Source organism: Allostigmatella hybrida, assembly GCF_020103775.1.
Lineage (GTDB): Bacteria > Myxococcota > Myxococcia > Myxococcales > Myxococcaceae > Hyalangium > Hyalangium aurantiaca.
This window is the reverse complement of the sequence record NZ_JAHXBH010000003.1, coordinates 220,994-247,776: the sequence shown is the minus strand read 5'-3', so window position 1 is coordinate 247,776 and position 26,783 is coordinate 220,994. Positions and strand designations below refer to the sequence as shown.

The following is a 26,783-nucleotide window of genomic DNA, read 5'->3' as shown; positions in this document are numbered from 1 at the left end:
GCCCGCTCAGAAGCCCAAGCCCACGAAGTGCAGGGGCTGGCGGCCCGCGTCGAAGCGGTGCGCGTACTGGTAGTAGATCGACACCGGAACCGTCTGTCCGAACGTGAGCCGCAGCCGCGCCGCGCCCCCCGCCGAGCGGAAGTCGGCCTTCGCGTCCGTGCGCGCCCAGGCGCCGAAGCCCTCCAATTCGAGCTGGCTGATGAAGAGCGAGGGAAGCAGGTAGAGGAACGAGGCCCAGCCGTGGTCGATGATGACGCGGTACCGGTACTGGGCATTGCCAATGACCGCGTGGCGCGCCTGGATGGTGTAGTCCTCGTAGCCGCGCAGGTACTCGGAGAAGGAGAGCCCGGGCTGGTATTGCAGGGGGATGCCAGGGCCCTGGCCCCCCGTCTCTTCGGAGCGGTACAGCGTGTTGCCGGCGGCCAGGCCGCCCACCTCGAGCAGCTCGCGGGGGGCTCCAGGCAGGAAGCGCCCGGCGACCGAGAGCGTCAGGTTGTCCCGTCCGAGGAAGGGCAGGCCGCCCAGGTACGTCTCCGCCTCGACGCGCACATCGCCCATCGTGGTCTCGGAGCCGAAGGACTTCGGGTACACGGCCCCGGAGAGGGACAGCCCCAGTCCCCGCTGGGTGCCGCCGTACGAGGTGCCCTCGCCCGCGAAGTAGGCGGTGGCGAACGAGGGCCCGAAGAGCGTGGTGAGGACGGCGGAGGTGGGAATCTCCTCGTACTCGTACCGGCGCCGCAGGCCGATGAATCCAAGCGACACGGGCGTGGTCCAGAAGCTCCGGGAGACGAAGAGGCTGGCCTGGAGTTCCTTCTGATCCAGCGTGAAGGTGCCGTTGCGGAACTCTTGTTCCTCTTCTGTCTGCGCATAGCCCACGCTCGTCAGGAGGTACCAGGGGGCCAGCAGCGCGTTCCCGTAGCTGAAGACAAGGCTGGGGGTGTTCCTGCCGGTGTCGAACGAGGCGTTGAGCGCATAGGAATGGAAGCCCAGCCGGTCCTGCCCCGCCAGGGACACCAGGCCCGTGAGGTGCAACTCCTCGGAGATCTCATCCCGATAGGCGAGCACCAGCGGGATGCGCAGCTCGGGAACCAGGAGCCCTTCGAGATGCCGGTAGGGCCTGTCGGCCAGGACCTCGACCTCCTGTCCGGGGGCGGGAGGCGGCTCGGACAAGGGGAAGGTGGCCAGGGCCGGGGCGGGAACAGGGGGCGCCTCGGCCACCGGAACATCTTCGGCCTCGGGGGCCGGAGGAGGCGGGGGCTCGAGGGCCGCCAGGGTGGGGGGCTCGCTGGCGTCGATGGGGGCGAGGGGTGCCCGGTCGAGCGAGAAGTCGTAGCCGTCCCGGTTGAGGAAGGCCACCTGCCCATTCCCCACGGGGTGCGCATCCATCACCAGGTGGGGCGCATCGGTGATGCGGACGATCTCCCCCGTGGCGAGCGTCAAGGTGTGCGCCTGGAGCCGTCCCGCATGCTCGCGCAGGAACAGCACCTGACCGTCATCCACCCAGTGCGGTGAGTAGTTGAAGCGCCCATCGCGCGTCAGCCAGCGCACGTCGCCCGACGGATCGCGCAGGGCGAGATCCCACCCCTGAGGCCCACGCATCGGAAACACCATCCGCGAGCCATCCGGCGACACCGAGGGCGGTGCCAGCGAGAGGTGCCCCTCGAAGTGGGTGAGGGGCTCGGTCCGGCCCGAGGCCAGATCCAACCGCACGAGGTTCGAGGTATCGCCCTTCACCTCCACGAAGACGTACCCCGCGCCGTCCGGGGTCACGCTGCCCCCCATGCCGTCCTGGATGTCCCAGGTGCTCACCACGTCCCCCGTCCGGGCATCCACCCGCCACAGCCGGGAGAGGTACGCCCCCTGGCTGTCGATGTCGGCGGCCACCAGGTACAGCCAGGCGCCGTCCGGGGTGAAGGACAGGCCGCTCATGGAGGACGGATCGCTGCTGATCCACCTCCGGCCGGGAAGCAACTGGGTGAGCCGGCGCGAGAAGCGGACCTTCCCATCGCGCTCGTACACGGTGAGGTGCGGCGTCTCGGTGCGCCCCACCTGGAGGATGACGGAGGCCCCATCCCGGGGCGAGGAGGCCATGCGCGAGAAGTAGCCCACGCCGGGCACCTGCCTCACCTGCGAGGCCGGACGCTCACGGGGAACCAGCCCCTGCCGCACCGACTGGCTGAAGTCGTCGAACAGCCCGCCAATGGTCTTCCCGTAGACCTTGCGGAAGCGCAGCGTGACGCCGAAGGGCGAGAGCCAGGATCCGCCCTGCTCCTGGACGAGCCGCCAGAGCTTCTGCTCCCCGTGCGTCCGGGCCAGCCACGCCACGAAGTGGCTCCCGGTGAGGTAGTTGCCGCCAAACGGGTCCATCTGCCGGTTCTCGGGGGACAGGTGGCCCGGGTTCAGGTTCCCGCCCCGGGCGTGCGCGGCGGCCTCGAACCAGCCGCGCCAGACGGGGCTGTGGGGGCGCCCGGTCTCCCGGTCGAAGTGGCCCTCGTAGTAGGTGGCCAGCCCCTCCAGGAACCAGGACTCGGTGAAGATGTTGGGCTGGAAGATGCCCCCGGTGATGACGTTCACCCCGTGCCAGAGCTCCTCCACCTGCTGCATCTGCACGTAGTGGACGGCCTCGTGGCAGCCCACGTCCCCCAGCTCCGCGGCGCCCAGGTTCATGAGGTGGAACAGCTCCAGGCTCATGTGCGTGGGCATCACCATCTGCTGGGGCACGCTGGCGAAGTCCGACACCACGTAGGCGTTATTGAAGCCCGCGCTCGTCAGGTAGAGGAGGAGCTTGTCGCGGGGGCGCTTGCTCTGGGACAACTCCCTGAGCCGGTCCACGCACATCTCCACCCGCGCCGCGATGCGCAATGCCACCGGCCTCAGGGGCTCGGGGTAGTACAGCTCCAGGGAGCGGGTGGTGAGCTTGCGCATGCCGTCCCGGGCGAAGGACGCTTGAACCTCCTGGGAGAAGCGCGGGGCGACCGAGGCGCATCCGGAAGCCAGGAGCAGGCAAGCGAGGAGTACCCAACTCCCCTGCCAGTGGCGGCGCGTGGACATCCCTGCATCCTAGAGGCACAACACCGTGGCCAACGCCACGTTTTTCACGGTAAGGGGGACACCAGGCATTCCCCCTTCTAGGATTCGTTCATGGCTCAACCCGCCCCGCAGGCGCATCCCGTTCCCCAGCACGTCTTCCAGGCCCAGTCCCAGCTCGCGGCCGCCCTCGCGCAGTCCGAGGGGCAGGCGTTTGATCTTCTCAAGGCGCCCTGGGCGGACGTGGAGAAGGCGGTCACCAAGCTGCTGGGCGGAGCGTTCCAGGTCAACCGCCAGGAGCACCAGGCGCTGGCGCTGGGCGTGGCCGGTGCTTTCGCCTCGCGCATGGCCGCCGAGCACCAGGCCTTCTGGTTCCCCAACCGGGACTCGCCCGAGGGCGCCACGCTGGGCTTCCCGCAGGCCATCATCATGTTGTCGCCCTTCGGCGCGGTGATGGATGCGATGGGCCAGGGGAAGCTCGCCCGGCTGGAGGATCTCGCCGCGGACATCCGCCGCTCGCTGGGCCAGGTGCGCTTCGGCGGCGCCAACGCCGCCGCGCCGCTCGGACAGCCCAGCCTGGGCCCGGTGGATTACCAGCGGCTGTTTGATCCGGGCTTCCTCCAGTTCGTGGTGCTGGATCCCAACAAGACGAAGTCGACGCTCGAGGCGAAGCCGGACGCGCTTGCCCGCGACGTGAAGGATGCGCTGGGGCGCACCCAACCGCCGCTGCCGCCGGAGGCGAAGCAGCAGTTCGAGGGGCAGATCGTCATGTCCCTGCAGCGGCTGGAGGCCACCAAGCCCCTGGCGGATCAGGTCGAGCGCGCGCCGCGGCTGGCGGAGCTGATCGCGCACATGGTGGCCACCGTGGGCGGCACCGGCTGCGCGCCGGAGGAGTTCTGGCACGAGATCGTCCTGCCGCTGCTCTTCATCGGCGTGCCGCAGCAGTTCCCGCCGCTGGATGAGGACGAAGTTCAGGCCTTCCAGCAGGGCGCCGAGCCGCTGGCGCTCTTCGTGGACGTGGTGCCGCACTCGCACCCGGCCCCCGAGGAGGGGCTGCTGGGCGCCTTCGAGATGACGGAGATTGGCCTGGCGCACCCGGCGTTCGCCCGGGTGGGTGCGCTGCGGCTCATCCAGATCAACCCCGCGCGCCTCAAGCCGCTCCTGGAGCAGTTCGATCCGGACAAGACCGCGGACGTGGTGCGGCGCTTCACGGCGTACGTGGCCGAGAAGGCGGGCAAGCCCACCGAGGAGACGCCTCAGGGCAAGGAGATGCTGCAGGCGGCGCTGATGCTGCTGTCGGATCTCAAGCGCGCGGCCACCACCGTGCAGGGCGGCCAGCTGTGCCTGCGCCGGCTCACCGAGGCCGAGGCGGCCTCCGAGCAGGCCCTGGCGCTCGTGCGCCGCGCCCTCCAGGGCGGCCGCATCATCCTCACCTAGTCCTTAGTGCCGCGGCTCCTCGTCTTCGTCATCGAAGAGGGGGAGCCGCACGGTGAACGTGGTGCCCTGGCCCGGCTCGCTCTGCACCTCGATGCGGCCCTGGTGCCGGCGGATGATGGTGTCGCAGATGGTCAGCCCCAGGCCGGTGCCCTGGCCCGCGGGCTTGGTGGTGAAGAAGGGGGTGAAGATGCGCGCCCGCGTCTTCGCGTCCATACCCCGCCCCGTGTCGCGGATCCGCACCACGATGTCGGTCTCTTCCTGCTGGACGGTGACGTAGATCTGCCCCCGCTGCTCGATGGCCTGGACGGCGTTGAGCAGCAGGTTCATGAACACCTGATTGAGCTGGGTGGGAAAGCAGCGCAGCAGGGGCAGGGGCGCGAAGTCGCAGATGACATCGCAGCGGTCCTTGAACTCGTGGCGCAGCATGCGCAGCGTCATCCGCAGGCCCTTGTTGATGTCGGCCAGCTGCGGCACATCGGACTCTTCGCGCACGAACGTCTTGAGGTTCAGCACGAACTCGCGGATGCGCGCCAGCCCCTCCCGCGTGTCGGCGAGCACCTCGTCCAGATCCATCAGGTGTTCGCCCAGGTGCTCCTGCTCCCGGAGCGTGAGGATCTCCTCCAGCAGCCGGGCCACGGGGGCCGGGGGCGGGGTGCCCAGGGCCTTCTCCACCTCCTGGTAGAGCTCCAGCAGCCGCCGCGAGAGCGCGGCATAGGAGGCCAGGGTGGAGACGTTGCTGGAGACGTAGCCCACGGGGTTGTTGAGCTCGTGGGCGATGCTGGCCGCCATCTGGCCCAGGGAGGCCAGCTTCTCGGACTGGATGAGCTGGGCCTGGCGCGCTTCCAGCTCCCGGGTGATGTGGCTCACCTGCTCGGACAGCCGCTCCGACTGGCGCCGCTGGTGCTCCTCGGCGATCTTCCGCTCGGTGATGTTGCGCACGATGCTGGTGACTTCGTCCACGCCGCTGTGGACGAGGCGCGCTTCGAAGTACAGCAGCCCCTCGGCCGTCTCCATGGGGTAGTCGTAGATCTCCAGGGGACTGCCCTGGAGCAACTGCGCGATCGCGGCCCGGGTGGGCTCGAAGATATTTTTCAGCTCGGGCAGCTCGTAGACCTTGCGGCCAATGAACTCGGCGGGAGGCAGCGCCGCCGAGACGTTGGTGGCGGGCTTGAAGTCCATGAGCGTCCCATCCGCCTTCATCCGGAAGATCATGTCCGGGATGGCGCGGATGAAGGCCCGCAGGCGCTCCTCGGCCTGCTTGCGCGAGGTGATGTTCGAGTTGGTGCCCACCACCCGCAGCGGCTGTCCCTCGCTGTTGTGGGCCACGGCCTTGCCGCGGCTGAGCACCCAGATCTCCCGCCCATCGCTGTGGCGCATCCGGTGCTCGAACTCATACATGGGGGTGTTGCCCACCAGGTGCTCGGCCATCCGCCGCTCGGCCTCGCGCAGATCGTCCGGGTGGCAGAGATGCTCGCGCCAGTGACGGTAGGTGGTCTCCCCCGTGCTGCCGTCCCCGGCGCCCAGCATGCTCATCCACCGGGGGCTGACCGTGAGGTGGCCCGTCGTGAGATCCAGATCCCAGAGCCCATCCTCGGTGCTCTCCAGGGCCAGCCGGAGCCGCTCCTCGCTCCGGGCCAGCTGCTGCTCCAGGTTCCGGCGTGCGCTGACGTCGTTCTCGATGGAGACGAACTGGACGAGCCGCCCATGCTCATCGCGCACCGGCTGGATGTCCGTGTGGTTCCAGTAGGGCTGGCCGTCCTTGCGGTAGTTGAGCATCTCGGCGGTGCTGCCCTCTCCGCGCTGGAGGGCCTGACGGATGGCCCCAGTGACGGCGGGATCCGTGTCCGGCCCGTACAGCAGCTCGCCGGGCTCGCGGTTCACCGCATCTTCCAGCGTGTAGCCGGTGATGCGGGTGAACCCCTCGTTCACCCACTCGATGACCCCGGCGGCATTGGTGATGATGACGGCGTTGTGGGTGCGGGCGGCCACCAGGGCCAGCTTCTTCACCTGTTGCTGCTGCACCTGGAGCGCCTGCTCGGACCGGCGGTGGTGCTCGTCATTGCGCCAGGCGTGCAGCAGGGTGCCGCAGGTGGTGAGCAGGGGCTGAAGGAACTCGATGATCTCGGCGTCATACCCGCCGGGCCTGTTGGCGAGGACCACCCGGCCCACGGGCTTGTCGGCGACGGCGAAGGGCAACACGAGAAAATGGCTCAGCGCCGGGATGCTGGAGGCGGGGTTGCCCTCCACGAGAATCCGGGTGGGCGCCTCCAACCACCGGGGCTCGTCCGAGGTGAGCACGGCCTCGAACAGGGCGCTGGCCGAGGCGGGACTGTCTGGCGTGGGCGGGTGAGACACCCGGTACCCATGCAGCGCCTCGGTCCAGTCCAGGGGGAAGATGGCGTGGGGCCGCAGGGAAGAGGCGTTGCCAGGGGAAGAGACCACCTCGCTGATGAACCCCAGTTCGCTCTGCGTGAGCTCGAGCGCGAGGGCCAGCAGGCGCTGCAAGAGGGCGCGGTGCTCCCCCCAGACGATGAACTCGGCATGGGCCTGGGTGAGCGCCTGGAGCATGTGCTGGGTGGCCGCCAGCTTCTCCGCCAGACGCGGCTTCGCCTTGCGCGGCGGGGTTCGGCGGGGAGAGGGAGCCGCCTTCGGCGCGGGCGATGTCTTGCGCTGCAACGGTTTTTTTTGGCGCACGCTGTGCTGGGGAGTGTATCGCAACTGGGAGGATTGTTCGGCCGCTATCCTCCGTGCTGCTGGAGCGCTCCCGAGGGCACGGTCTGGACGCCCGGGGGGGGCTGCCGGGCCAGGGCCACGAGGGCGCGCGCCACGGTCCGCCCCTCGATAGGGCGTGAGGCAAAGGGCCGCAGCAGGGGGCCCAGCACGTGGGCCACCACGGTGGCCACTTTCTCCCCGGAACGGTGCTCGCCGCGCTCGCCGAGCAGCAGGGAGGGGCGGGCGATGATCAACGAATCGAAGCCCTGCGCCTGGAGGGCTTCTTCCACCTCGCCCTTCACCCGGTTGTAGAAGAAGCGGGAGCGGGGGTTGGCCCCCATGGCCGTCACCACCGCGAACCGCCGGACTCCGGCTTTCCGGGCGGCCTGCGCGAAGTTCAGCACGGCGTCGTAATCCACCGCGCGGAACGCCTCCTGGCTGCCGGCCTTCTTGAGGGTTGTTCCCAGGCAGCAGAAGGCGTCATCGGCGGCGGGGAGCGGCGTCCCGTCCAGGCGGCCGAAGTCCACGGTCTGCTGGACGAGCTGGGGATGCTGCCGGGGCAGGGGGCGGCGCCCCAGGGAGTACACCTGTTGATACAGGGGGTTCTCCAGCAACACGTTCAGGAGGTGGCCTCCGACGAGGCCGCTGGCCCCAGCGATCAGGGCGGTGCGTGTGTCCATGGCGGGATGCTCAGCACACTCCCGCAAGGGAGGGAAGCGCGGCCTGAAACAGGCGGACGACAGTGTCCGCCCGTAACATGGGCGGCGGTATGTCTGCCATCTTCCAGCTCACGCTGTCCCGCCCGTGGCCCTGGGCCATTCTGGGGCGTGGCTGCCGTGTCCTCTTTCCCTTCACCACGGATGGCCAGGGCCGCACCCAGGCCGTGCGCCCTCCCTCCGCGGCGGTGGGCCAGTACCTGGCGCTTCAGGCGGGCCGGGGGTGGGATGTCGAGGGGGCGGCCTTCATGGAGCGCCGGATGGGCCTGTATGTCCCCAGTGACGATGGGCTCCCGGACGGTGCCATCTTCGCGGTGGCGCGGCTGTCCCAGGTGTCCACCGTCTGCAACGACTCGCGCGCCTTTGGCCGGCCGCCCGAGCCCTGGTGGCGCGGCTCCATCGCCTGGTGGCTGGAGGAAGTGCTCGCCGTGGAGCCCCTGGAGTGCCCGGAGGTGTCCTTCCTCACCCCGGTCTCCCAGGACTTCCTTCCCGAGCTGAGGGAGCGCTTCTCCCTGGCGCGGGACGGCCTCTGGCGGCCCACCCAGGCCCGGAAACGGGACTCAGGGGGGGCCGTGGCCTCCAGCAGCACCTCGGGGCAGTTCGGCCTCGGCCTTTAGAGGGTGTTGAGCGAGAGCGAGCAGTTAGGCTGAATTCGCGCAGCCCGCGCTAAAATCCTGTGCTCGGACGTCGGCTGGATAGGCCTTCTTTGGATAGTTTCCGAAGCTACGACTTCAAAAAGCCTTGAATTAATATTCCCAGCCAGATGCAAGATAGGGGCTTTTTTCTAGAGCCCGGGAGGCGTCGCCTCTCGCCTGCGTCCGCAGCTCTTGCTGTTCTTCTGGACGTGCTTTGTTATTCGCTTGGCTCATTCGCAGCTTAGCCCGTAACAATAGGGCACGTGGCATATCGGGACAGGTTGCCAGCACCTCCTCTGTCAAGACAAGGCCTCGTTCAAGTGGGGCACTTAGAGCGCTATCTGCTCCTTTTTTGGAAGTAGCCCAGCTATGCAAAGCCGTGCCAAAGGCTAGGCGTGCCTCGATATTATCTTGTGCCAATGAGAGGGCCTTCTCGAATGCTTGAGTCGCCTTTTCGAAGTCCTTGTTTCCTGCTTTGCCCCATTGTGCCTGCCATCGTGCCTGGATCCCGTAGGTCACGCCGAGGTCGGCCCAGGCCTGCGCATGCTGTGGGTTGAGTCTTAGGGCTTCGCGCAGGTTGTTCTCCGCACGCTGGAGCACAATTCTTGGATCTTTGTTATGCTTCATCTCCGAGTCTGCTAGCCGTGCGAGGCCCTTGCCCAGATTGGCCTGATGGTCAGCAAGTTCGGGTGCGAGTCGGACGGCCTGCTCGAAGGCGGCCACGGCGAGGCGAAGGGTGGCACGAGTATCTTGCCCTAGGTCTAGTTGGAAGACCGCACGCAGAAGCAATGAGTCGCCACGGTTACTGTGGCCGTAGACCTGCATGGGAGCTAGACGAATGGCTTTCTCGTACGACTTCTGGGCTTCTTCAAGTGTAGCGAAGGCGTCGCTACCAGATTCCCAGCGCCGACGTGCTTGGTTGTACAGAGCACCTCCCATGCCGTTGTGCAGGTTAGGCACATGAGGAGCAATGGAGAGTCCTTGGCGGAATAGGCTCAGCGCTTCCTCATGGTGGGCTGAAGAAATGTTGCCGCATGGGTTGATCTCTGCCCAGAAACTGTGAAGATTACCGCCATAAAAATAGGATACCCAATGTTGTGGGTTTAGCGTTAGGGCACGCTTGATTGACTCCCAAGACCGCTCTAAGGCTTGCTCTCGCTGTTCATCCGGCGTGCCTATCGGTAATCCTTGTGCGTACCGGTAATTAGCCATGGCAAGATTGGTCCAGACGCCTACGGTGAAGGGCGACAGCCGACTAGCAGCCTCAAAGGACCCGATCGCTTGAAGCCAGTGGGATGAGGAGGGAATACCTATGTCATCTTCGTAGCCAGCCCAGGCGAAAAAAAGAAGGCCCTGTACGTTGTGAAACTCATCGTTCTGAAACTCTGGGGGAACCTGTTGGAGGGAGATGAAAGCATCGCGCAGTGTTTCTTGAGGGTTCTGCCCTCGATCCTTGAGCAGGTTTGCAGACAGGGACAGCAGCAGAGATTTTTCAAAATAAGCCTCCCACATCAAGGGGGCGCTCTGGAGTACATGGTGGACCTCAGCGAGGGCTGCCGTGAGTTCCTGCTGGAAGTCTTCACCTCGTCTTGACTTCGCTTCTACTAAGCGGCGGCGAAAACGTATCGCAAGAAGCAGAGATTCAGGGTCCTCCGGTAAAATCTGGAGCGCGCGTGTCACAGCTTCCATCCCACGTGTAAAAGAATTCAAGGTATCGCCCGTACCGTAAACGCCCAAAACCATGGCGGTGTACTCAAGCTTTGCGAGGGCTCGGTGGACTGCGGGCGCACTGCGGCCAATGGAGGTGGCGGCAGTATAGGCTTGGCGGCCTGCATCTAGGTCCGCTTGGGCCTCTGCGCTTTGACCACTGTTCCAACGCTGAGCGGCCCTAGCCTGGAGGATATCACCCATCAGAAGAGGGATCTCATGGAACCAGGGAAGGTGCTGGCCCACTTGGCCTAGATGGATGAGGGCATCTTCGAAACGACCCTCATAGAAGGCAATGAGAGCTGTTACATATTCAGGGGATGGCACTTCGGTGCCCTGGCTTTGGCGCAGATACTCAAGGGCGGGGGCACGGTACTGGTTCTCTACGTTGCGTCGGCGAGACTCACGCATCTGGGGGCTGCGGAGATGCTCTGCCTCAAGTAACCCTTCTTGGTAGAGGTGGCCCAGCGTTAGAGCCAGCGTGTAAGCCACCCTAGGCTCGCGGTAACCACTGCGCCATGCGGCCTCTGTATGCTGGCGTGCAAGGGGCTCGTTTCCAAGAGACAAGTAACTGCGCCCCAAGGCATATAGTCCTGGTGCGGTGGCCAATCCTTGCGCTTGGAGGATTTCCCTTTCCAAGTCGGCCATATGCTTACGAATCTCCTGCCGATCTTTGCGCGTGTCATGCAATGGTGATAGGCCTGAGTAACGGGATAGAGCTTCAATGTGTTCCACCTTCTCGGTGAAAAGGCGTGCCAAGCGTTCGCGCTCCGAAGTATTTCTCTGCGTGAAGACGGCCCAACCGAGTGCCAACATAGCCGCCAGCAGCGCTAGAGCAGAGACACTCACCGCTACCCAGTGTTTAAGTGCCTTCTTTCGCAACCGGTATCCCAGCCCGGTGGGTCGGGCCAGAACAGGACTCCCGTCGAGGAATCTCTCCAAGTCCTCAACCAGTGAGCGTGCTGAGTCGTACCTAGCAGAACGCTCCTTTTCTAGACACTTGAGTACGATGGCCTCCAAGTCCCGGGGGATATCCGGGTCCTGAGCACGGGGGGAGATAGGATCTACTAATGCAATATTGGTCAGAACTTCTAGGCCATTGTTGCCAGGAATGGCTTGGTGTCCGGTGATCAAATGATAAAGCGTGGCCCCAAGGCTGTATACATCGGTACGACGGTCAAGCCGGACCACTTCGCCGCGGGCCTGTTCGGGGGACATAAAATGAGGAGTGCCGAGTACGGCACCAGTGGCTGTAGCTCCTATTTCGTTCCATTCTCGTGCTAAGCCAAAATCCATCACGAATGGCTTGAGCCTTCCATCTTCAGTGCGTTCCACGAGGATATTGGAAGGTTTCAAGTCCCGATGGATCAAGCCAGCGCGGTGGGCTGCATGGACGCCCTCCGCAGCGCCCCTGAGCATCATCACCTTTTGTTCCAGGGAGAGTTCGTTTACTAACTGGCTCAACGGCCGTCCATCAACAAACTGCATGGCGATGAATGAACGACCATGCACTTTGCCTACCTCAAATACTTGGCACACGCGCTCGTGCTCGACACGCGCCTGGGCTCGTGCTTCGGTGAGAAACCGGCGGGTGAGTTCGGCGTCGTCGCCCTTGACGAATTTCAGGGCTACGTTGCGGCGTAGGCGAGGATCATATGCGAGAAAAACTTGTCCCATTCCGCCCTGGCCCAAGAAGCGCACGCCTTGATAGCGCTCCCAGTTAGCCACTGGAAACGGTGGGTCCACTTTGCTGTGAGCTTGCACGGGGGGCAGATCTAGTTGAATGGATGGGGCTGCGTTGCCATGGGGTCTGCCCCCCTCTCGCAGCGTCTTGGCTTGTTCACTCAAACTGAGCCCTTCGGCCACGGTGATGCGATGTTTCGCCTCATTCTCGTCTTGCATTAGAACTGCTCCAGTGGGCGATCGGCTGTGCGACACTGTTCCACACGAAAACTGGGAAATGTAATCCGGTCAGGGGGTACGCGCGGCGGCCGATTTCTCGCTTCAAGCGGCGATGCTCCCTGCACGGGCTTCTCTTTGTGGTTCAGGATCGCAGCTGAGTGGTGTTGGCAGTATGGGTCGTGGTAGGGATGCCCTCAACGGGTTGCCCCCCCCGTACAGAGCCCAACGAGCGCAGCGCTGCTAAAAGCGCCTAACAAAAGTAAGGACTGGAGCGCTCTTCCGAGAGAAGGAATCCCTCAAACCTGACTTTTGTTAGGCGCTCTAACACACCGGGCTTTTGCCTTGGGACCTGCTGCAAAAGCGCTCGATAGGCTAGGGGGCAGAATCCGAGGCACCGGGAGCCGAGGCCCAGACAGCACACTCTCATCGTGCAGGATGGCGCCCCCCGTAATCCAACTCAGGGCTCCACGCGAATGCCGTCCACCCAGGCCTTGGCACGGCTGACGGTGGAACTCAGGTCCTTCGCGGACACGATGAACTTCAGCGTGACGGTCTTGTTCGCGTATGCGGACAGGTCCAGGTTGGCCCGCTGGGTCCAGGCGGATTCGGTGACGGTGCCCAGGCCCTTGGTGACGGAGTCCACCACCTTGTCGGTGCCATCATTGACGACGACCTGGAAGCTCACCGACGCGGAGGTATTGGCGCCCGAGAGGTCCAGCTTGCGCCAGTAGGTGAGACGCGGGCTGGACGTGAGCTTCACGGTGACGCTGGCGGTCCGCGTGACGGTGTTGAAGGCCGGCACGGCCGAGCCGGCCAGGGACTTGCTGGAGGACGTGCCGGTCTGGTCACTCGCATCCAGGGCCCACTCGCCCAGGGTCCAGCCCGGGTTGTCGGGGCCGTTCTGGGAGAAGGTCTCCGAGAAGCGCTCGGCCGCCGCGTCCACCGTCACGCTCACGGAGGCGGACTGGGCGCTGTTGCCGGCGGCATCGAAGGCCCGGGCGCCCACCGTATGGGTTCCCGCGCTGACGGCGGCGGTGTTCCAGGTGAGGGTGTACGTGCTGCCCGACGGCGTGCCCTGTCCCACGACGGCGCCATCGACGAGGAAGTCCACGCGGCTCACGCCGATGTTGTCCGAAGCGGTGGCGGTGAGGTTGACGGAGCCGAAGAGGGTGGCCCCGGAGGAGGGCGAAGTGAGGGCCACGGTGGGGGCGGTGGTGTCCGAGATGCCGCCGGACACGGTGACGGAGACGGTGCTGGAGGCCGTGCTGTTACCGGCGGCATCGAAGGCCCGGGCCACGAGGGCGTGCGTGCCATTGGCTGCCGCGGCGCTGTTCCAGGTGGCCTCGTAAGGGGGCGTGGTGTCGGTGCCCACGGGCGTGCCGTCGACGAGGAATTGCACCTGGGCCACCCCCACGTTGTCCGTGGCGTTGGCGGTGATCCTCACCACACCGCTGACGCTGGCCCCGTTGACGGGCGCGGAGAGGCTCACGGTGGGCGCGACGGCGTCGGAGGTGTCGAGCCCAAAGAAGCGCGCCACGTACCAGGTCGAGCAGATGTTCGTGTCCAGCACGTAGGCGCCCGCGGTGCCGCAGGCGGCATTGGAGCCGGGGAACTTCACCGCCGGGTCGATGGCGGTGCCGTGGCCCATGCCGGTGAGATCGTACGTCTCCACCAGGGCCGTGCCCGCGCTGTCCTTGTAGACCTTGTGGGGGTAGCCCTCCACGGTGTCACTGACGTCCGGCGTCTGGTCGATGCCGTGCACCGCCGTCCACTGCTCCATGCCCTCGTTCTGGTTGCTGTTCTTCACGGTGTAGTCGGACGTGCCGTGCCAGAAGGACATCTTGGGGTAGGGGCCGCTGTAGCCCGAGTAGGCGCCGCGCACGAGGCTTGCCCACTGCGCGGGCGTCTTGTCCGAGCCTGGGCTCATGCACGAGAAGCCGCTGGTCATGCTGGTGGCGCACTTGTAGGGGATGCCCGCCATCACCGCGCCGCCCGCGAAGACATCGGGGTAGACCGCGGTCATGACCTGCGTCATCGCGGCACCGGCGGACAGGCCGGTGACGAAGACACGGCCGCCGTCGATGGCGTGGTCCGCCTTCATCTTGTCCACCATCTGCTTGATGGACAGGGCCTCGCCCTGGCCCCGCGCCGTGTCTCCCGGCTCGAACCAATTGAAACAGCTGGTTTGATTGTTGGAGCTCGATTGCTCGGGATAGACGACGTAGAACTTGAGATGCTCGGCGAGGGCGTTCCACCCTGCCTGGGTGTAGGCATTGGCCGTCTGGGTACAGCCGTGCATGGCCACCACCAGGGGCGCATTGGCGGGCATGTTGGCGGGCACGTGCTTCCACATCTTCAGGTTGCCGGGGTTGCTTCCAAATCCCGTCACCTGGGTCAACGCGCTCGTTGCTTCTCCCAGGGAAGGTGACTCCTCCGAAGAGAAAGTCCCTCCGCATCCGAGCAGTTCCAGCGCCAGCACCACGCCCACGGCCCCCACGAAACGTCGCTTCGACATGTGTCCTCCAGTGCGTCCGGGAGCCTTTGCCTGTCACCCGTGTTTTTGGATCGAGTCTGCTGGTTCGAGCGTCTCGCGGAAGGTCTCCGCGGAAAGGTATACCGACACGAGCGTGATGAGGGCGAGCCCCACCATGTAGAGCGACACGGACCAGGGCTCATTGCCGGTGGTCTGGAGCAGGGCGGTGGCCACCAGGGGGGACAGTCCCCCCGCGAACACGGAGGCGAGCTGGTAGCCGAGAGAGGCGCCGCTGTAGCGCACGCGGGTGCCGAACAGCTCGGAGAAGAAGCTGGCCTGCGGCCCGTACATGGCGGCGTGGGCGACGATGCCCAGGGAAATGGCCAGCCAGATGGCCCCCGTCTGCTTCGTGTCGATGAGCCAGAAGAAGGGGAAGGCAAGCAGCGCGCACCCCACGGCACCCCCGAGGTACACGGGACGGCGGCCGAGCACATCCGAGAGGGCCCCGAAGCTGGGAATGGCCACCAGGTGGATGCACGTGGCCACGAGCACGGCCTGGAGCATGGCCGAGCGCTCCATGCCAATGCTGGTGCCGTAAGCGAGCACGAACGTGGTGATGATGTAGAAGAAGCCGTTCTCCGCGAAGCGCGCCCCCATGGCCAGGAGGATCTGCTTGGGGTAGGTGCGCAGCACTTCGATGACGGGCAGGCCCCGGGGCTCGGGGGACTTCTGCTGGTGCGCGGCGCGGAAGGCCGGGGACTCGGCGACGCCCAGGCGGATGAAGATGCCAATGACGATGAGCAGCGCGCTGAAGAGGAAGGGCACGCGCCAACCCCAGGACAGGAACTGGTCCTCGGGCAGGCTGGAGAAGACGGAGAACACGGCGTTGGCGACGAGCAGGCCCGCGGGCGCGCCCATCTGTGGCCAGCTGCCGTAGAAGCCCCGGCGATGCTTGGGGGCGCTCTCCACCGCCATGAGCACCGCGCCGCCCCATTCTCCGCCCAGGCCAAAGCCCTGGAGGATGCGCAGGATCACCAGGAGGATGGGCGCCCAGATGCCCACGCTCGTGTAGGTGGGCAACAACCCGATGGCGAACGTCGCCACGCCCATGATGAGCAGCGTGGCGCTCAGCATGGACTTGCGCCCGAGCTTGTCGCCGAAGTGGCCAAAGATGATGCCGCCCAGCGGCCGCGCGATGAAGCCCACCGCGAACGTGCCGAACGCGGCGAGCGTGCCCATCAATGGATTGAACGAGGGAAAGAACAGGCGGTTGAAGACGAGCGCCGCCGCGGTCCCATACAGGAAGAAGTCGTACCACTCGACCGCCGTGCCGATGAAGCTGGCGGCGGCCACCTTCCAGATGGCGGTGGAGGGTTCGGGGGTGGGGGGCGGAGAAGCGGATGGCGTCACGTCGTGTTCCCTCGGCGCGCCCAGGTCGGGCCTGGGAGCTTCTTAGTCGGCGCTCCGGGTCACGTCTTGATGCATTCCCGTAACGCAACGCGTTGGCAGTCCCTGGCGTACCAGGGTCTTCTGAAAAACGCGCGAAAAATGCCTGGGCCGTGAAAATGCTTTAACCCGAAAGATGGGGAGCCCGCCTCTCTACCCCGGCTTCACCCCCCATGGGCGCAATGACTCACGTCGCCCCATGTCTGACCAAGGCGGACTCATGCTTCATTTCAAACGTTCCAAGCGATTGCTTCGTGCCCCCTGTGCGGTCCTGTTCCTCACGAGCGCGTGCGCCCCGGCGGGCGGTCCGCCGGAGGACCAGGCCCCGGCACCGTCCGGCATGGCGGAGGCCGCGCAGCGTGTGTCCATCGCGGCGGCCGTGCTGTCCGCGGGCAAGCCCGCCTCGGCCAGCAGCAGCAATGCCCCCTACACGCCGAACAACCTCACCGACGGCAACGCGGGCTCCTATTGGGAGTCGGCCAACGGTGCGTTCCCCCAGTGGGCCCAGATCGACCTGGGCTCGGCCGCGACCGTCGAGGACATCGTCCTGCGGCTCCCGGCGGGCTGGGAAACGCGCCAGCAGGCCCTGACCGTCCAGTCCTCCTCTGACGGCGCCTCGTTCACCACCCTCAAGGCCAACGCGGCCTACACGTTCAATCCGTCCACGGGCAACACCGTGACGATCGACGTTCCGGACACCTCCGCACGGTTCGTGCGCGTGACCCTCACGTCCAACACGGGCTGGGGTGCGGGCCAGCTCTCTGAGTTCGAGGTGCGCGGCACCGCCAGCAACCCTCCGACGGATCCGCCGCCGAATCCGCCCACCGGCAGCAACCTGGCCGTGGGCAAGCCCATCGTGGGCTCCTCGACGGAATGGACGTACGTGGCCACCAACGCCAATGACGGCAACGCCGACACGTACTGGGAGGGAGTGGGCGGCCAGTATCCGAGCCACCTGACGGTCTCGCTCGGCACGAACGTCGACCTCACGGGCATTGTCGTCAAGGTGCCCCCGTCCTCCGCCTGGGGCAGCCGCACCCAGACCTTCGAGGTTCAGGGCCGTGGCCAGTCGGCCAGCACGTGGAGCACGCTCAAGGCCTCCGCAGCGTACACGTTCAACCCGGCGACCGGCAACTCGGTCACCGTGCCGTTCACCGGCACCGCCTCGGATGTCCGGGTTGTCTTCACGGGCAACACGGGCTCTGGGAACGGCCAGGTCTCCGAGCTCCAGATCTACGGCGCCCCCTCGGCCAACCCGGACCTCACGGTCACCGCGGTGACCGCGACGCCGGGCGCTCCGGTCGAGACGGACACCCTCACGCTGACGGCCACGGTGAAGAACATCGGCACCAAGCCGTCTGCGGCGACGGCCATCGATCTCACGGTGGATGGCGCCGAGGCGGCCACGGCCTCCGTTGCCAGCCTCGCGGCGGGTGCGTCCGCGACCGTGTCGGCCCCGATCGGGAAGAAGGCCGCCGGTTCGTACACGATCGGCGCCATCGTCGATCCGGACCGCACGGTCGTCGAGCAGAACGAGGGCAACAACGCCTTCAGCAACCCGTCCAAGCTCACGGTGTCGGAGGCGCCAGGCCCTGACCTGCAGGTGTTGAGCATCACCCCGAACCCCGCGAACCCGGCGGTCGGGTCGGCGGTCAAGTTCAGCGTGGCGGTGAAGAACCGGGGCACCACGGCGGTCAGCGCGGCCACGGTCACCCGGGTCGTGGTGGGCGGCAGCACGCTCGACACCAGCACCCCGGCGATTGCCTCGGGCGCGACCGTCACCGTGACCACCAGCGGCAGCTGGACCGCCACGAGCGGGGGCGCCACCGTCACGGCCACGGCCGATGCGACCGGCGCCGTCGCCGAGACCAACGAGACCAACAACACAGCCTCGCAGTCCATCGTGGTCGGCCGCGGGGCGGCGGTCCCCTGGGTCTCCTACGAGGCCGAGGCGGGCCGCTACCAGGGCACCCTGCTGGAGACGGACCGGCTGCGTACCTTCGGGCACACCAACTTCGCCACCGAGTCCTCGGGCCGGAAGTCCGTGCGCCTGAACAGCACCGGCCAGTACGTCGAGTTCACCTCGACCAGCCCGGCGAACGCGATCGTCGTGCGCAACTCCATCCCGGACGCACCGAACGGCGGCGGCCAGGAGGCCACGATCAGCCTGTACGCCAACGGCACCTTCGTCCGGAAGGTGACCCTCTCGTCGCGGCACAGCTGGCTGTATGGGAACGTGGACGGCCCGGAGGCGCTGACCAACACGCCCCAGGCGGACGCCCGGCGGTTGTTCGATGAGTCGAACGCGCTGCTCGCGCAGACCTACCCGGCCGGAACCGTGTTCCGCCTGCAGCGGGACGCGTCGGACACGGCGTCGTTCTACATCATCGACCTGATCGATCTGGAACTGGTGGCGCCCGCGGCGAGCAAGCCCGCCGAGTGCACGTCCATCACCAACTATGGCGCGGTGCCGAACGATGGAATCGACGACACGGATGCGATTCAGCGCGCGGTGACGGATGACCAGAACGGTGTCATCAGCTGCGTGTGGATCCCTGCCGGCCAGTGGCGGCAGGAGAAGAAGATTCTCACCGATGACCCGCTCAACCGAGGGATGTGGAACCAGGTGGGCATCCGGAACGTGACGATCCGCGGCGCGGGCATGTGGCACTCGCAGCTCTACACCACCATCGAGCCGCACAACCAGACGGGCAGCATCAACCACCCGCACGAGGGCAACTTTGGCTTCGACATCGACGACAACGTCCAGATCTCCGACATCGCGATCTTCGGCTCGGGCCGGATCCGCGGCGGCGACGGCAACGCCGAGGGCGGCGTCGGCCTGAACGGCCGGTTCGGCAAGAACACGAAGATCACCAACGTGTGGATCGAGCACGCCAACGTGGCGGTGTGGGTGGGCCGTGACTACGACAACATCCCCGATCTGTGGGGCCCGGCCGACGGCCTGCAGTTCAGCGGAATGCGCATCCGCAATACCTATGCGGACGGCATCAACTTCAGCAACGGCACGAGCAACTCGCGGGTGTTCAACTCGTCGTTCCGCACCACCGGTGACGACTCCCTGGCGGTCTGGGCCAACCCCTACGTCAAGGACCGGTCGGTGGACATCGCCCACGACAACCGCTTCCTCAACAACACGATCCAGCTGCCCTGGCGGGCCAATGGCATCGCGATCTACGGCGGTTACGGAAACACGGTCGAGAACAACCTCATCTACGACACGATGAACTACCCCGGCATCATGCTGGCGACCGACCACGATCCCTTGCCCTTCTCGGGCACGACGCTGATCGCCAACAACGGGCTCTACCGGACCGGTGGTGCGTTCTGGAACGAGGACCAGGAGTTCGGGGCCATCACGCTGTTCCCGTCGACGCGCGACATCGTTGGCGTCACCATCCGGGACACCGACATCTATGACTCGACCTACGACGGTATCCAGTTCAAGAACGGTGGCGGCAACATGCCGAACGTCGCGATCACCAACGTGCGGATCAGCAACTCGCTCAACGGGTCTGGCATCCTGGCCATGTCGGGCGCCCGCGGCAACGCGGTGCTGACCAACGTCACCATCACCGGCTCGGCCGAAGGCAACGTCGACAAGGAGCCGGGCTCGCAGTTCGTCATCACCGGCCAGTAGCCCAACGGGTCCTGTGTGAACCACCGGCGCGCGGAGAGCTTTCCACGCGCCGGTGCGTTCTCTTGACGTGTCAGTTCACTGAACGGGCACGTCAAACCTCGCCCTGAGGGCCCAAAGTGGCCTCCAGACGCTGGCATGTGAATTGGATTGAGACGGAGCCGCCGCTGCGGTGTGGCGGGCTGTTTTCCACCGTTTCCATCATTCCGGGGGTCCAGCTTCATGAAGCATCTTGCATTCATTCTCCTTTTCACGGCGGCGGGAGCACAAGCGGCGGTGCCGCTCGCGACAGATAAGGAGCGGGACAGCTACACCTTGGGGCAGGACGTCGCGGAGTCGATCAGGCGGAACGAGATCGACCTGGACATCAATGCGCTGGTGCAGGGCATTCGGGACAAGCTGGAGGGAAAGCCCTCGCTCTTGAATGGGACGGAGCTCACCAAAGCCCGGGACCGGGCTCAGAACTCGATGCTCCAGAACCGGCAGAAGAAGCTCGCGGCGGACACGGCGAAGTACGGCGCAGCGGGCCAGGAGTTCCTGGCGAAGAACAAGGCCCAGAAGGGCGTCATCACCACGGCGAGCGGTCTCCAGTACCAGGTACTGACCGCCACCCAAGGCCCGCGCCCAGGCCCCGCGAACCGCGTGGTGTTCGAGTTCAAGGGAACGATCGCAGGGGGCAATGGCGTGGAGTTCGACAGCTCCGCGGCCCAAGGAAAAGTATCTGTCGTGGGCGTCAGCGACGGCATCAAGGGCTGGGCGGAGGCCTTCCAGCTCATGACACTGGGCAGCACGTACCGCTTCGCCATTCCTCCGCAGCTGGCCTACGGCGCACAGGGTCTCCCCGGCAAGGTCCCCCCGAACGCAACGTTGATCTACGAGATCACCCTGCGTGACGTGGCGAAGTGAAAGGCCAGGGACATGCCATGACATTCATTTCCAAGAGTCATGCTGTGCTGGCCACGTCGCTTCTGCTGCTGGGCTCTACCGCCGCAGGGCAGGGGAGCCTGGAATGCCAGACCCTTCAGTCGCGGGCGCCTGTCTCGGGTCTTGCCCCCAACCCGAAAGCAGTGGCCACCGTTCCCTTCGACAAGCAGACCCAGGGCTACGTCCGGGTGGGCGGTGGGTGTGAAGTGTCCCGCTTCGGCTTCGAGTCCGTTCACGCCGCGGTGATGGTACAGAACTCGCCAGATGGGGAGTTTGGCTGGCGGTGCAAGGGCGCGGATCCAGCGCTCGTCTCCAACCCGGCCTGGGCAAAAGCGTCGGTCACCTTCTGCCGGGCCACCGATGCGAGCGGTGGCAACCTGCCCCTGCAGTGCACGACGCTCACCAAGAAGACGGGCCTGCTGCGCAACCCGGCCGTCGAGGTGACGCTGACGCCGGACCAGATTGCCGGTGGCTATACCGTGGTCTCCGGAGGGTGTGACACCTCGCACTTCGGCAATGGCTCCTTGCATGCCGAGAACGTGGTGATCTCCCGGCCCACGCCGGGAGGGCAGGGCTGGTACTGCCAAGCGGCGGATCCGCCGAACCATGCCCAGGATGCTTCGGTCGAGGCCTCGCTCGTTGCCTGCCGGGTGGCGCCCACGGCGGTGACGCCGAAGCCCAGCCTCCAGTGCACCGTGACCCAGGGCACTCCGGGCACGGGGGCCTATCCCAAGTCCATCGCGAAGGGGCCGTCCAAGGCGCTGGGCGGAGGGTGCGAGCTGTCCTATACAGGCAATGGCTCGGCTCACGCCGAGTTCATGGTGCAGCAAGGGCCCCAGCCCGCGGATGGCTCCTGGGCCTGTCTGGCCGCGGATCCGCCGTTGCTCTCCAACCCTGGCAGCGCGAAGGCCAGCGTGGTGAGCTGCAACCTCACCACCGCCGCCGTCCCGCCGCCGGCCGTTGCGCCGGTGATGCGGAAGAACCCGGTCATCATCGTGGGAGGCACCCTGGCCAGTGAGATCCTCTATTGGACCCTGGAGGCCCGGCTCCGGGCGGATGGCTACTACGTCGAGTTCTTCGAACTGCCAGGCAGTGGTTTGATCGACATCCGTGAGGGCGCGCAGCAGCTCAACTCCCGGGTGGCGGATGTCTTGCTGAAGACGGGCGCGGAGAAGGTCAACCTGGTGGGCCACAGCCAGGGAGGCATCACCGCCCGGACGTACGTTCATGCCTATGGACACCGTCGGGTCGAGAGCCTCATCAGCCTGGGGACGCCTCACAAGGGAACGGACGTGGATCCGCTCTTGGCCGTGCTGCTGGTGGGGTGCCTCGGACAGCCCACGGACAAGCTGCTCTGCCACCAGCTGCGGCCGGGACCTTTCCTGGTGGAGATCAACCAGCGGGCCCCGGACGACGCCATCTTCTACACGAACATCAACACCCGGAAGCCGTACGACGTGTTCACGGACGCGGCCACCAATGGGCGCATGGACAACTGCGATCGCGTCAATGCGAAGGGACAGCCACTGAAGTGCAACGTGACCGTCCAGGACGACTGCCCGCTCAACATCGTCGAGCACATCGGGCTGGCGTCGAATGGCGCTGTCTACAGTGGGATTCGTCAAGCCTTGGCACATGAGCCCATTGCGCTCAATTGCATGGAGCTTTGAGCCCATCCTGAGTGCCGGAGCGCTAAGGTGGGGGCGGCTTCAATCCTCCCCCACCTGATGACCGGGTCTGTGGGCCCGTCCCTGACCGTGCCGAAGACGATTCCTCCCGCAGTGATGCTGCCCGCCGAGCAGGCGTGCGCGTTTCTCCTCAGCCAGCACGCCCTCGCCGCGCCCGTGCATCCCCCGGGCGCCGAGGGCGTGCGCGCGCTCTTGCGCCAGTTGCGCCATATCCAGCTCGATCCCCTCGATGTCATCGGCACCAACGCAGACCTGGTGGCGCTCGCGCGGATCGATGGCCTCGTGCGAGGTGACGTGTACCGCCACCTCTATCCCGGGCATGCCTTCGAGCATTGGGCCAAGGAGCGCTGCTTGCTGCCCGCCGAGGCCTTTGCCCACTACCGCGCGGGCCGCTCCCTGGAGGCCCCGTGGTGGCGCCATACCACGCGGTTGCAGCGGCTGCCCGCCCCCGTGTTGCGGGCCGTCCTGGAGGAGGTGGAGGCCCGTGGCCCTCTGACGGCCGCGGAGCTGACCGACCACGGCGCGGTGGAACCCCTCGACTGGAGCGGATGGAAGGGCACTGCGAAGGCCTCCTCCATGGCCCTGGAGGTATTGTGGACCCGCTGTGACATCGTCGTGTGCGGACGGAGTTCCGGGGGCAAGCGGTATGACGTGCCGCACCGGGCCCTGCCGGAAGTGGCCCGGATCTCTCCGGGGTACACCACCGAGGAGGGCTTCTTGCGATGGGCGCTCAGAGAGCGCGTGGAAGCGGCAGGGCTTTTGTCACGGGGGGCAGGGGCACACTGGTCCATGCTGTCCCCGGTGCGCGTCACCGCGCTGCCAGACACGCTGGTAGCGGAAGGCTTGCTGGAGGAAGTGGTGCTGCCGGGGGCCTCCCGGCGCTACCTGGCTCCAGCGGGGTTTCGAGCCCGGCCCGTGACGGTGCCGGACGCGCGGATGCGGATCCTCGGCCCCCTGGATCCCCTGCTGTGGGACCGCGCGCTGGTGAAGCAGCTCTTTGGCTTCGAGTACGTCTGGGAGGTGTACAAGCCGGAAGCGCAGCGGCGCTGGGGCTGGTACGTGTGTCCCTTGCTGCACCGGGGGCAGTTCGTGGGCAGGTTGGAGGCGCGCGTGAAGGAAGACGTCCTGCACGTGGAGAAGCTGTGGCGGGAAAAGGGTGTGAAGCTGGATGACGCAGCGCTCGATGAAGCCCTGGCACGGCATGCCCAGGCGTGCGGCGCGCGGAAGGTGCGCAGGCCTCGCGCCCGGGTGGGGTGAGCTTGGCTATAGTGCTCCTTGGTGAAGACCCAACCGATCAACTACCGGCCAATCCATCCTGAGGACATCGATCAGGGCGACCCATACCCCCTCGCCGTGCCGGAGGGAGTCGAAGCGGAGTACCGCTACTACGTGTACGTCACGAGTGACGTGGTCTCTCCGAAGGCCTTCCCGGTCTACGCCTCGAACGACCTGGTGGAGTGGCGGTCACTTGGGGCGAGCCTGGTGACGGATCCTGTCCCGCGGGCGTACTGGGCGCCGTGCGTGCGCTACGTGCGCGGCCTCACGCGCCCATTCGTCATGCTCTACTCGCGGTCGGTGGGGGCAGGGGACGAGGCGCATGTGGGCCACACGCTCCGGCGCGCCGACAGCGAGCGCCCGGAAGGCCCGTTCATCGATTCTGGGCACGTGATCACGCCGGACACGGACTTCGCCATTGATCCGGACCTCTACCGGGCCCCCGATGGATCGCTCCGCCTTGCCTATGCCACCGACTTCGTCTCCGACGCTCCGCTCGGCACGGGGATCGTCGAGGTCGGCGTCAGCGAAGACCTGACCCGTGTGCTGACACCTCCCGCCCTGCTCGCGCGGGCGTCCGATGACTGGCACCTCTACGAGGCCCAGCGGCGCATGCCCTGGAAGCAGATCCCAGGCGTGGACTGGAGCACGGATACCGTCGTGTGGAACACGGTGGAGGCGCCCGTCGGGGGCCTGGTCAACCCGCGAGGGCAGCGCGTGTACCTGTACAGCGGCGGCTGTTTCTTCGGGTTCTACGGCGTGGGCGCCCTCGTCGAGGAGGCGCCGGGCAGGCTCGTCAACGTGACGCGGGGCGGGCAGCACTTCGTCCTCCGTCCCGAGCCAGAGCGCGGCCTCCATGGGCCCGGCCACTGCGCATGGCTGCGGGGGCATGACGGAAGGGACTACCTGTTCGCTCATGCGCGCTTCGGCTCGCCGTCAGCAGTCCGCAACGCGATGATCATCGAGCTGCGCTGGGACGAGGAGGGATTGCCGTACTGCCCGCCGTTCCAGGGACAGCGCTGAACTGCGGCTTACTTGCCTGGCCGGAAGCGCATGGCGCTCCAGACGGCGTCAATCGCCACCTGGCGCACGCCCTGGATGCCTTGCTTCCCCAGGTGTTTCCAGAGCACGTCCCGGTTGAGATCCGTCTCCAGTTGTCCTGCCTTGGGGTAGGCCACCCAGGCCAGCCGGTCCTCCTTCGCGGCCTCGATGAGGGGGGCGCACTTCGCGTCCACCTCGGCGAGCGTCTTGACGAAGATGAGCAGGGCCTCCGCCTTGGCGGAGGCCGTGACCGCGACATCGTCCAGGTCAACGTTCGCGGGCTTGCCCACGGCGCGGACCTTCATGCCGTCCTTGAGGTTCAGTTTCTTCGAGAGACTCATGGTGCTCCGCATGAGTCTCCAACAAGCCTCTTCTTGTCCAGAGTAATTGAGCGTGCGCCTGGCACTCACCCAGAACAGGTTGCCTGGATGCAGGTGGTGCTCACGCAGGTAGAGCCCAGACAGTCCGCATTGGAATTGCAGTATTGGTTGACCTTGGGTCCAGAGGCACACCACTTGCTACAATCCGTCGCAGTGTTGCAGTACTGGTTGACCTTGGGTCCAGAGGTACAGAATTTTCCACAGTCCGTGCTGGAGTTGCAGTACAGGCCAGCCTTGTAACCGTTGTAACAATACCCAGCCATGGCAGTCACCTTGCCATCTGCTTCGGCTGCTGGGGCGGCGTTCTCCTGAACGAGCCCAACGTCTGGGGTATCCAGCTCGGCATCTCCCGGCACATTGCAACCCACCAGCGCGAGCGAGATGACCATGGGGAGCCATGCGTATCGATTCATATTTTTACCCAGAGTGACGGTTGCTACATGGAAACCAACTGAAGGATCGACAGCTCATCCAGAAGATTTTCACCTAAAGTATGAGCTGTCTTGAGGCCGCTCTAGCATTGAGAAGTTGAGATGTCAACGCATGCTAAAGCTTTACCTGTGCCGTCAGTTGTTGATCGCGCCGCCGAGAATCCACGAGCGGATGAGGATCAGTTGGCCCGGGTTGTTATCGAAGTGGGCCGCGTTGGCACCGCGCGGCATGCGGTTGCCGCAGGTGGTGCCCTCCAGCTTGCGCACCAGCGAAGAGTTGTCCGGATCATTGGGCAGCACCCGCTTGAGCGTGTTGCAGGCGGCGTTGTTGTTGTTGACATTGACCAGGGCGGCGTAGCTGCTGCCCTGCGCGAGGCTCAGTCCGCCGGAGGTCCCATGGCAGCCGGTGCAGAGGGTATTGGTGCTCCACACGCTCTGCACGTCGCTGTACGCCGGAACCGTCACAGGCACATTCACGGTGCGGACCACGGGAGCGGCCTTGCCGTCCGAGACGGACACCTCGAAGGTGAAGGACGTCTCCGTGCCCACCTGCGGAGAGAACCACTGCGCGCTCGTGCCCGTGGTGCCGCCCACGAAGGTGCCCTGCACTGAGGGAGCCTTCTGCGACCAGGTATAGGTGAGCATGTCACCCTCCGGGTCGGTCGCGGTGATGGAGAGGGTCCCCGTCGCGCCCGCCTTCAGCGTCGAGGGCGCGGTGATGGTGGCGGCCACCTCGGGGGGCAGGTTCTCGGGGACTACCGGGGCAACGGTGATGGTGACGGTGCCCTGCGCGCTGCCGCCATTTCCATCCGAGACGGTGACGCGCAGGGTGAAGGCGGTGCTGGTGCCCACCGTGGGCGCCGTCCAGGTGGGGGTGGCTGCCGTGGTGCTGCTGAAGGTGCCAGCCGGAGAGGCAGGCGACGTCTGCTCCCAGGCATGGGTGAGCGTGTCCCCATCGGCATCCGAGGCGGTTACCGACAGCGTCACGGCCGCGCCGGAGGAGACCTGGGAGGACTGGGCGGTAGGGCCGGTGAGGGTGGGGCTCTTGTTCTCGGCAGGAGGGGTGGGATCGTCTTCTCCACCGCAGCCGAAACCCAGCGAGCCAGACAGAACGGTAAACGCGACAAGCGACAACAAACGACGATGCATGGAACCTCCGAAAAAAACGGCGGTGGCACCCTAAGCGCATGTTTCAGGAAATTGAAGCAAAGTGAACAGTTCCTGGCGTGGCCGGGCGCATTTCTTCGCGTTGTTTCACCTCAATGCATTTCTGAGGCAATGCGGCGGGAGCGCGAGGAGAGTGTGGGACACCGCATGGAAGGCCCCTCCGG

At 65.9% G+C, this 26,783-nt stretch carries 15 protein-coding genes; 7 read left to right on the top strand and 8 right to left on the bottom strand.

Annotation, left to right across the window (positions count from 1 at the left end; translation table 11 throughout):
* Positions 1 to 6 precede the first annotated feature (6 nt).
* Positions 7 to 3,051: a TolB-like translocation protein gene (locus tag KY661_RS08100; RefSeq protein WP_225409661.1), complete on the bottom strand. Its 3,045-nt coding sequence runs from the start codon at positions 3,049 to 3,051 to the stop codon at positions 7 to 9.
* 90 nt (positions 3,052 to 3,141) lie between these two features.
* Here KY661_RS08100 and KY661_RS08095 point away from each other — a divergent pair, with 90 nt between their 5' ends.
* Positions 3,142 to 4,464: a hypothetical protein gene (locus KY661_RS08095; protein WP_225409660.1), complete on the top strand. Its 1,323-nt coding sequence runs from the start codon at positions 3,142 to 3,144 to the stop codon at positions 4,462 to 4,464.
* Positions 4,465 to 4,467: 3 nt separating this feature from the next.
* Here the strand turns inward: KY661_RS08095 and KY661_RS08090 are convergent, their stop codons facing one another.
* Both KY661_RS08090 and KY661_RS08085 read right to left on the bottom strand, forming a co-directional pair.
* The gene (locus KY661_RS08090; protein ID WP_225409659.1) at positions 4,468 to 7,140 is read right to left on the bottom strand and encodes a PAS domain S-box protein; all 2,673 of its coding nucleotides are present in this window, start codon (positions 7,138 to 7,140) and stop codon (positions 4,468 to 4,470) included.
* A 62-nt stretch (positions 7,141 to 7,202) separates the two neighbouring features.
* Entirely contained in the window at positions 7,203 to 7,856 is a 654-nt protein-coding gene (locus KY661_RS08085; RefSeq protein ID WP_225409658.1) for an oxidoreductase, read from the bottom strand.
* A gap of 89 nt (positions 7,857 to 7,945) precedes the next feature.
* On the opposite strand from KY661_RS08085, the gene KY661_RS08080 reads away from it, so the two are divergent.
* Positions 7,946 to 8,509, top strand: a complete 564-nt coding sequence (locus tag KY661_RS08080; RefSeq protein WP_225409657.1) for a hypothetical protein — start codon at positions 7,946 to 7,948, stop codon at positions 8,507 to 8,509.
* A 129-nt stretch (positions 8,510 to 8,638) separates the two neighbouring features.
* Here KY661_RS08080 and KY661_RS08075 read toward each other — a convergent pair whose 3' ends face one another.
* The 3 genes from KY661_RS08075 to KY661_RS08065 form a co-directional block, all read right to left on the bottom strand.
* The gene (locus KY661_RS08075) at positions 8,639 to 12,136 is read right to left on the bottom strand and encodes a serine/threonine-protein kinase (RefSeq protein ID WP_225409656.1); all 3,498 of its coding nucleotides are present in this window, start codon (positions 12,134 to 12,136) and stop codon (positions 8,639 to 8,641) included.
* Between the two features lie 457 nt (positions 12,137 to 12,593).
* The gene (locus KY661_RS08070; RefSeq protein ID WP_225409655.1) at positions 12,594 to 14,651 is read right to left on the bottom strand and encodes an extracellular catalytic domain type 1 short-chain-length polyhydroxyalkanoate depolymerase; all 2,058 of its coding nucleotides are present in this window, start codon (positions 14,649 to 14,651) and stop codon (positions 12,594 to 12,596) included.
* 33 nt (positions 14,652 to 14,684) lie between these two features.
* Positions 14,685 to 16,019, bottom strand: a complete 1,335-nt coding sequence (locus KY661_RS08065; protein ID WP_225409654.1) for an MFS transporter — start codon at positions 16,017 to 16,019, stop codon at positions 14,685 to 14,687.
* Positions 16,020 to 16,275: 256 nt separating this feature from the next.
* On the opposite strand from KY661_RS08065, the gene KY661_RS08060 reads away from it, so the two are divergent.
* The 5 genes from KY661_RS08060 (at position 16,276) to KY661_RS08040 (ending at position 24,623) form a co-directional block, all read left to right on the top strand.
* A complete protein-coding gene (locus KY661_RS08060; protein WP_225409653.1) occupies positions 16,276 to 19,716 on the top strand; it encodes a CARDB domain-containing protein in 3,441 nt (1,146 codons plus the stop codon).
* Between the two features lie 219 nt (positions 19,717 to 19,935).
* Positions 19,936 to 20,619 carry an FKBP-type peptidyl-prolyl cis-trans isomerase N-terminal domain-containing protein gene (locus KY661_RS08055; RefSeq protein WP_225409652.1) on the top strand — a complete coding sequence of 228 codons (684 nt, stop codon included), beginning with the start codon at positions 19,936 to 19,938 and terminating at the stop codon, positions 20,617 to 20,619.
* A gap of 17 nt (positions 20,620 to 20,636) precedes the next feature.
* Positions 20,637 to 22,307 (top strand): esterase/lipase family protein, encoded by a 1,671-nt coding sequence (locus KY661_RS08050; RefSeq protein WP_225409651.1) that lies wholly within the window; start codon positions 20,637 to 20,639, stop codon positions 22,305 to 22,307.
* 57 nt (positions 22,308 to 22,364) lie between these two features.
* The gene (locus KY661_RS08045) at positions 22,365 to 23,582 is read left to right on the top strand and encodes a winged helix-turn-helix domain-containing protein (protein WP_225409650.1); all 1,218 of its coding nucleotides are present in this window, start codon (positions 22,365 to 22,367) and stop codon (positions 23,580 to 23,582) included.
* 21 nt (positions 23,583 to 23,603) lie between these two features.
* Positions 23,604 to 24,623, top strand: coding sequence for a family 43 glycosylhydrolase (locus KY661_RS08040; RefSeq protein ID WP_225409649.1), 1,020 nt, complete (start codon positions 23,604 to 23,606; stop codon positions 24,621 to 24,623).
* A gap of 8 nt (positions 24,624 to 24,631) precedes the next feature.
* Here KY661_RS08040 and KY661_RS08035 read toward each other — a convergent pair whose 3' ends face one another.
* Positions 24,632 to 24,982, bottom strand: coding sequence for a hypothetical protein (locus KY661_RS08035; protein ID WP_225409648.1), 351 nt, complete (start codon positions 24,980 to 24,982; stop codon positions 24,632 to 24,634).
* A 605-nt stretch (positions 24,983 to 25,587) separates the two neighbouring features.
* Positions 25,588 to 26,601: a PKD domain-containing protein gene (locus KY661_RS08030; protein WP_225409647.1), complete on the bottom strand. Its 1,014-nt coding sequence runs from the start codon at positions 26,599 to 26,601 to the stop codon at positions 25,588 to 25,590.
* Positions 26,602 to 26,783 lie beyond the last annotated feature (182 nt).

What these genes read in the sequence shown, in the direction of transcription:
- KY661_RS08100 (WP_225409661.1), bottom strand. Translation starts at nt 3,051, where the DNA reads ATGTCCACGCGCCGCCACTGGCAGGGGAGTTGGGTACTCCTCGCTTGC.
- KY661_RS08095 (WP_225409660.1), top strand. Translation starts at nt 3,142, where the DNA reads ATGGCTCAACCCGCCCCGCAGGCGCATCCCGTTCCCCAGCACGTCTTC.
- KY661_RS08085 (WP_225409658.1), bottom strand. Translation starts at nt 7,856, where the DNA reads ATGGACACACGCACCGCCCTGATCGCTGGGGCCAGCGGCCTCGTCGGA.
- KY661_RS08080 (WP_225409657.1), top strand. Translation starts at nt 7,946, where the DNA reads ATGTCTGCCATCTTCCAGCTCACGCTGTCCCGCCCGTGGCCCTGGGCC.
- KY661_RS08075 (WP_225409656.1), bottom strand. Translation starts at nt 12,136, where the DNA reads ATGCAAGACGAGAATGAGGCGAAACATCGCATCACCGTGGCCGAAGGG.
- KY661_RS08070 (WP_225409655.1), bottom strand. Translation starts at nt 14,651, where the DNA reads ATGTCGAAGCGACGTTTCGTGGGGGCCGTGGGCGTGGTGCTGGCGCTG.
- KY661_RS08060 (WP_225409653.1), top strand. Translation starts at nt 16,276, where the DNA reads ATGCTTCATTTCAAACGTTCCAAGCGATTGCTTCGTGCCCCCTGTGCG.
- KY661_RS08055 (WP_225409652.1), top strand. Translation starts at nt 19,936, where the DNA reads ATGAAGCATCTTGCATTCATTCTCCTTTTCACGGCGGCGGGAGCACAA.
- KY661_RS08050 (WP_225409651.1), top strand. Translation starts at nt 20,637, where the DNA reads ATGACATTCATTTCCAAGAGTCATGCTGTGCTGGCCACGTCGCTTCTG.
- KY661_RS08045 (WP_225409650.1), top strand. Translation starts at nt 22,365, where the DNA reads ATGACCGGGTCTGTGGGCCCGTCCCTGACCGTGCCGAAGACGATTCCT.
- KY661_RS08035 (WP_225409648.1), bottom strand. Translation starts at nt 24,982, where the DNA reads ATGAGTCTCTCGAAGAAACTGAACCTCAAGGACGGCATGAAGGTCCGC.
- KY661_RS08030 (WP_225409647.1), bottom strand. Translation starts at nt 26,601, where the DNA reads ATGCATCGTCGTTTGTTGTCGCTTGTCGCGTTTACCGTTCTGTCTGGC.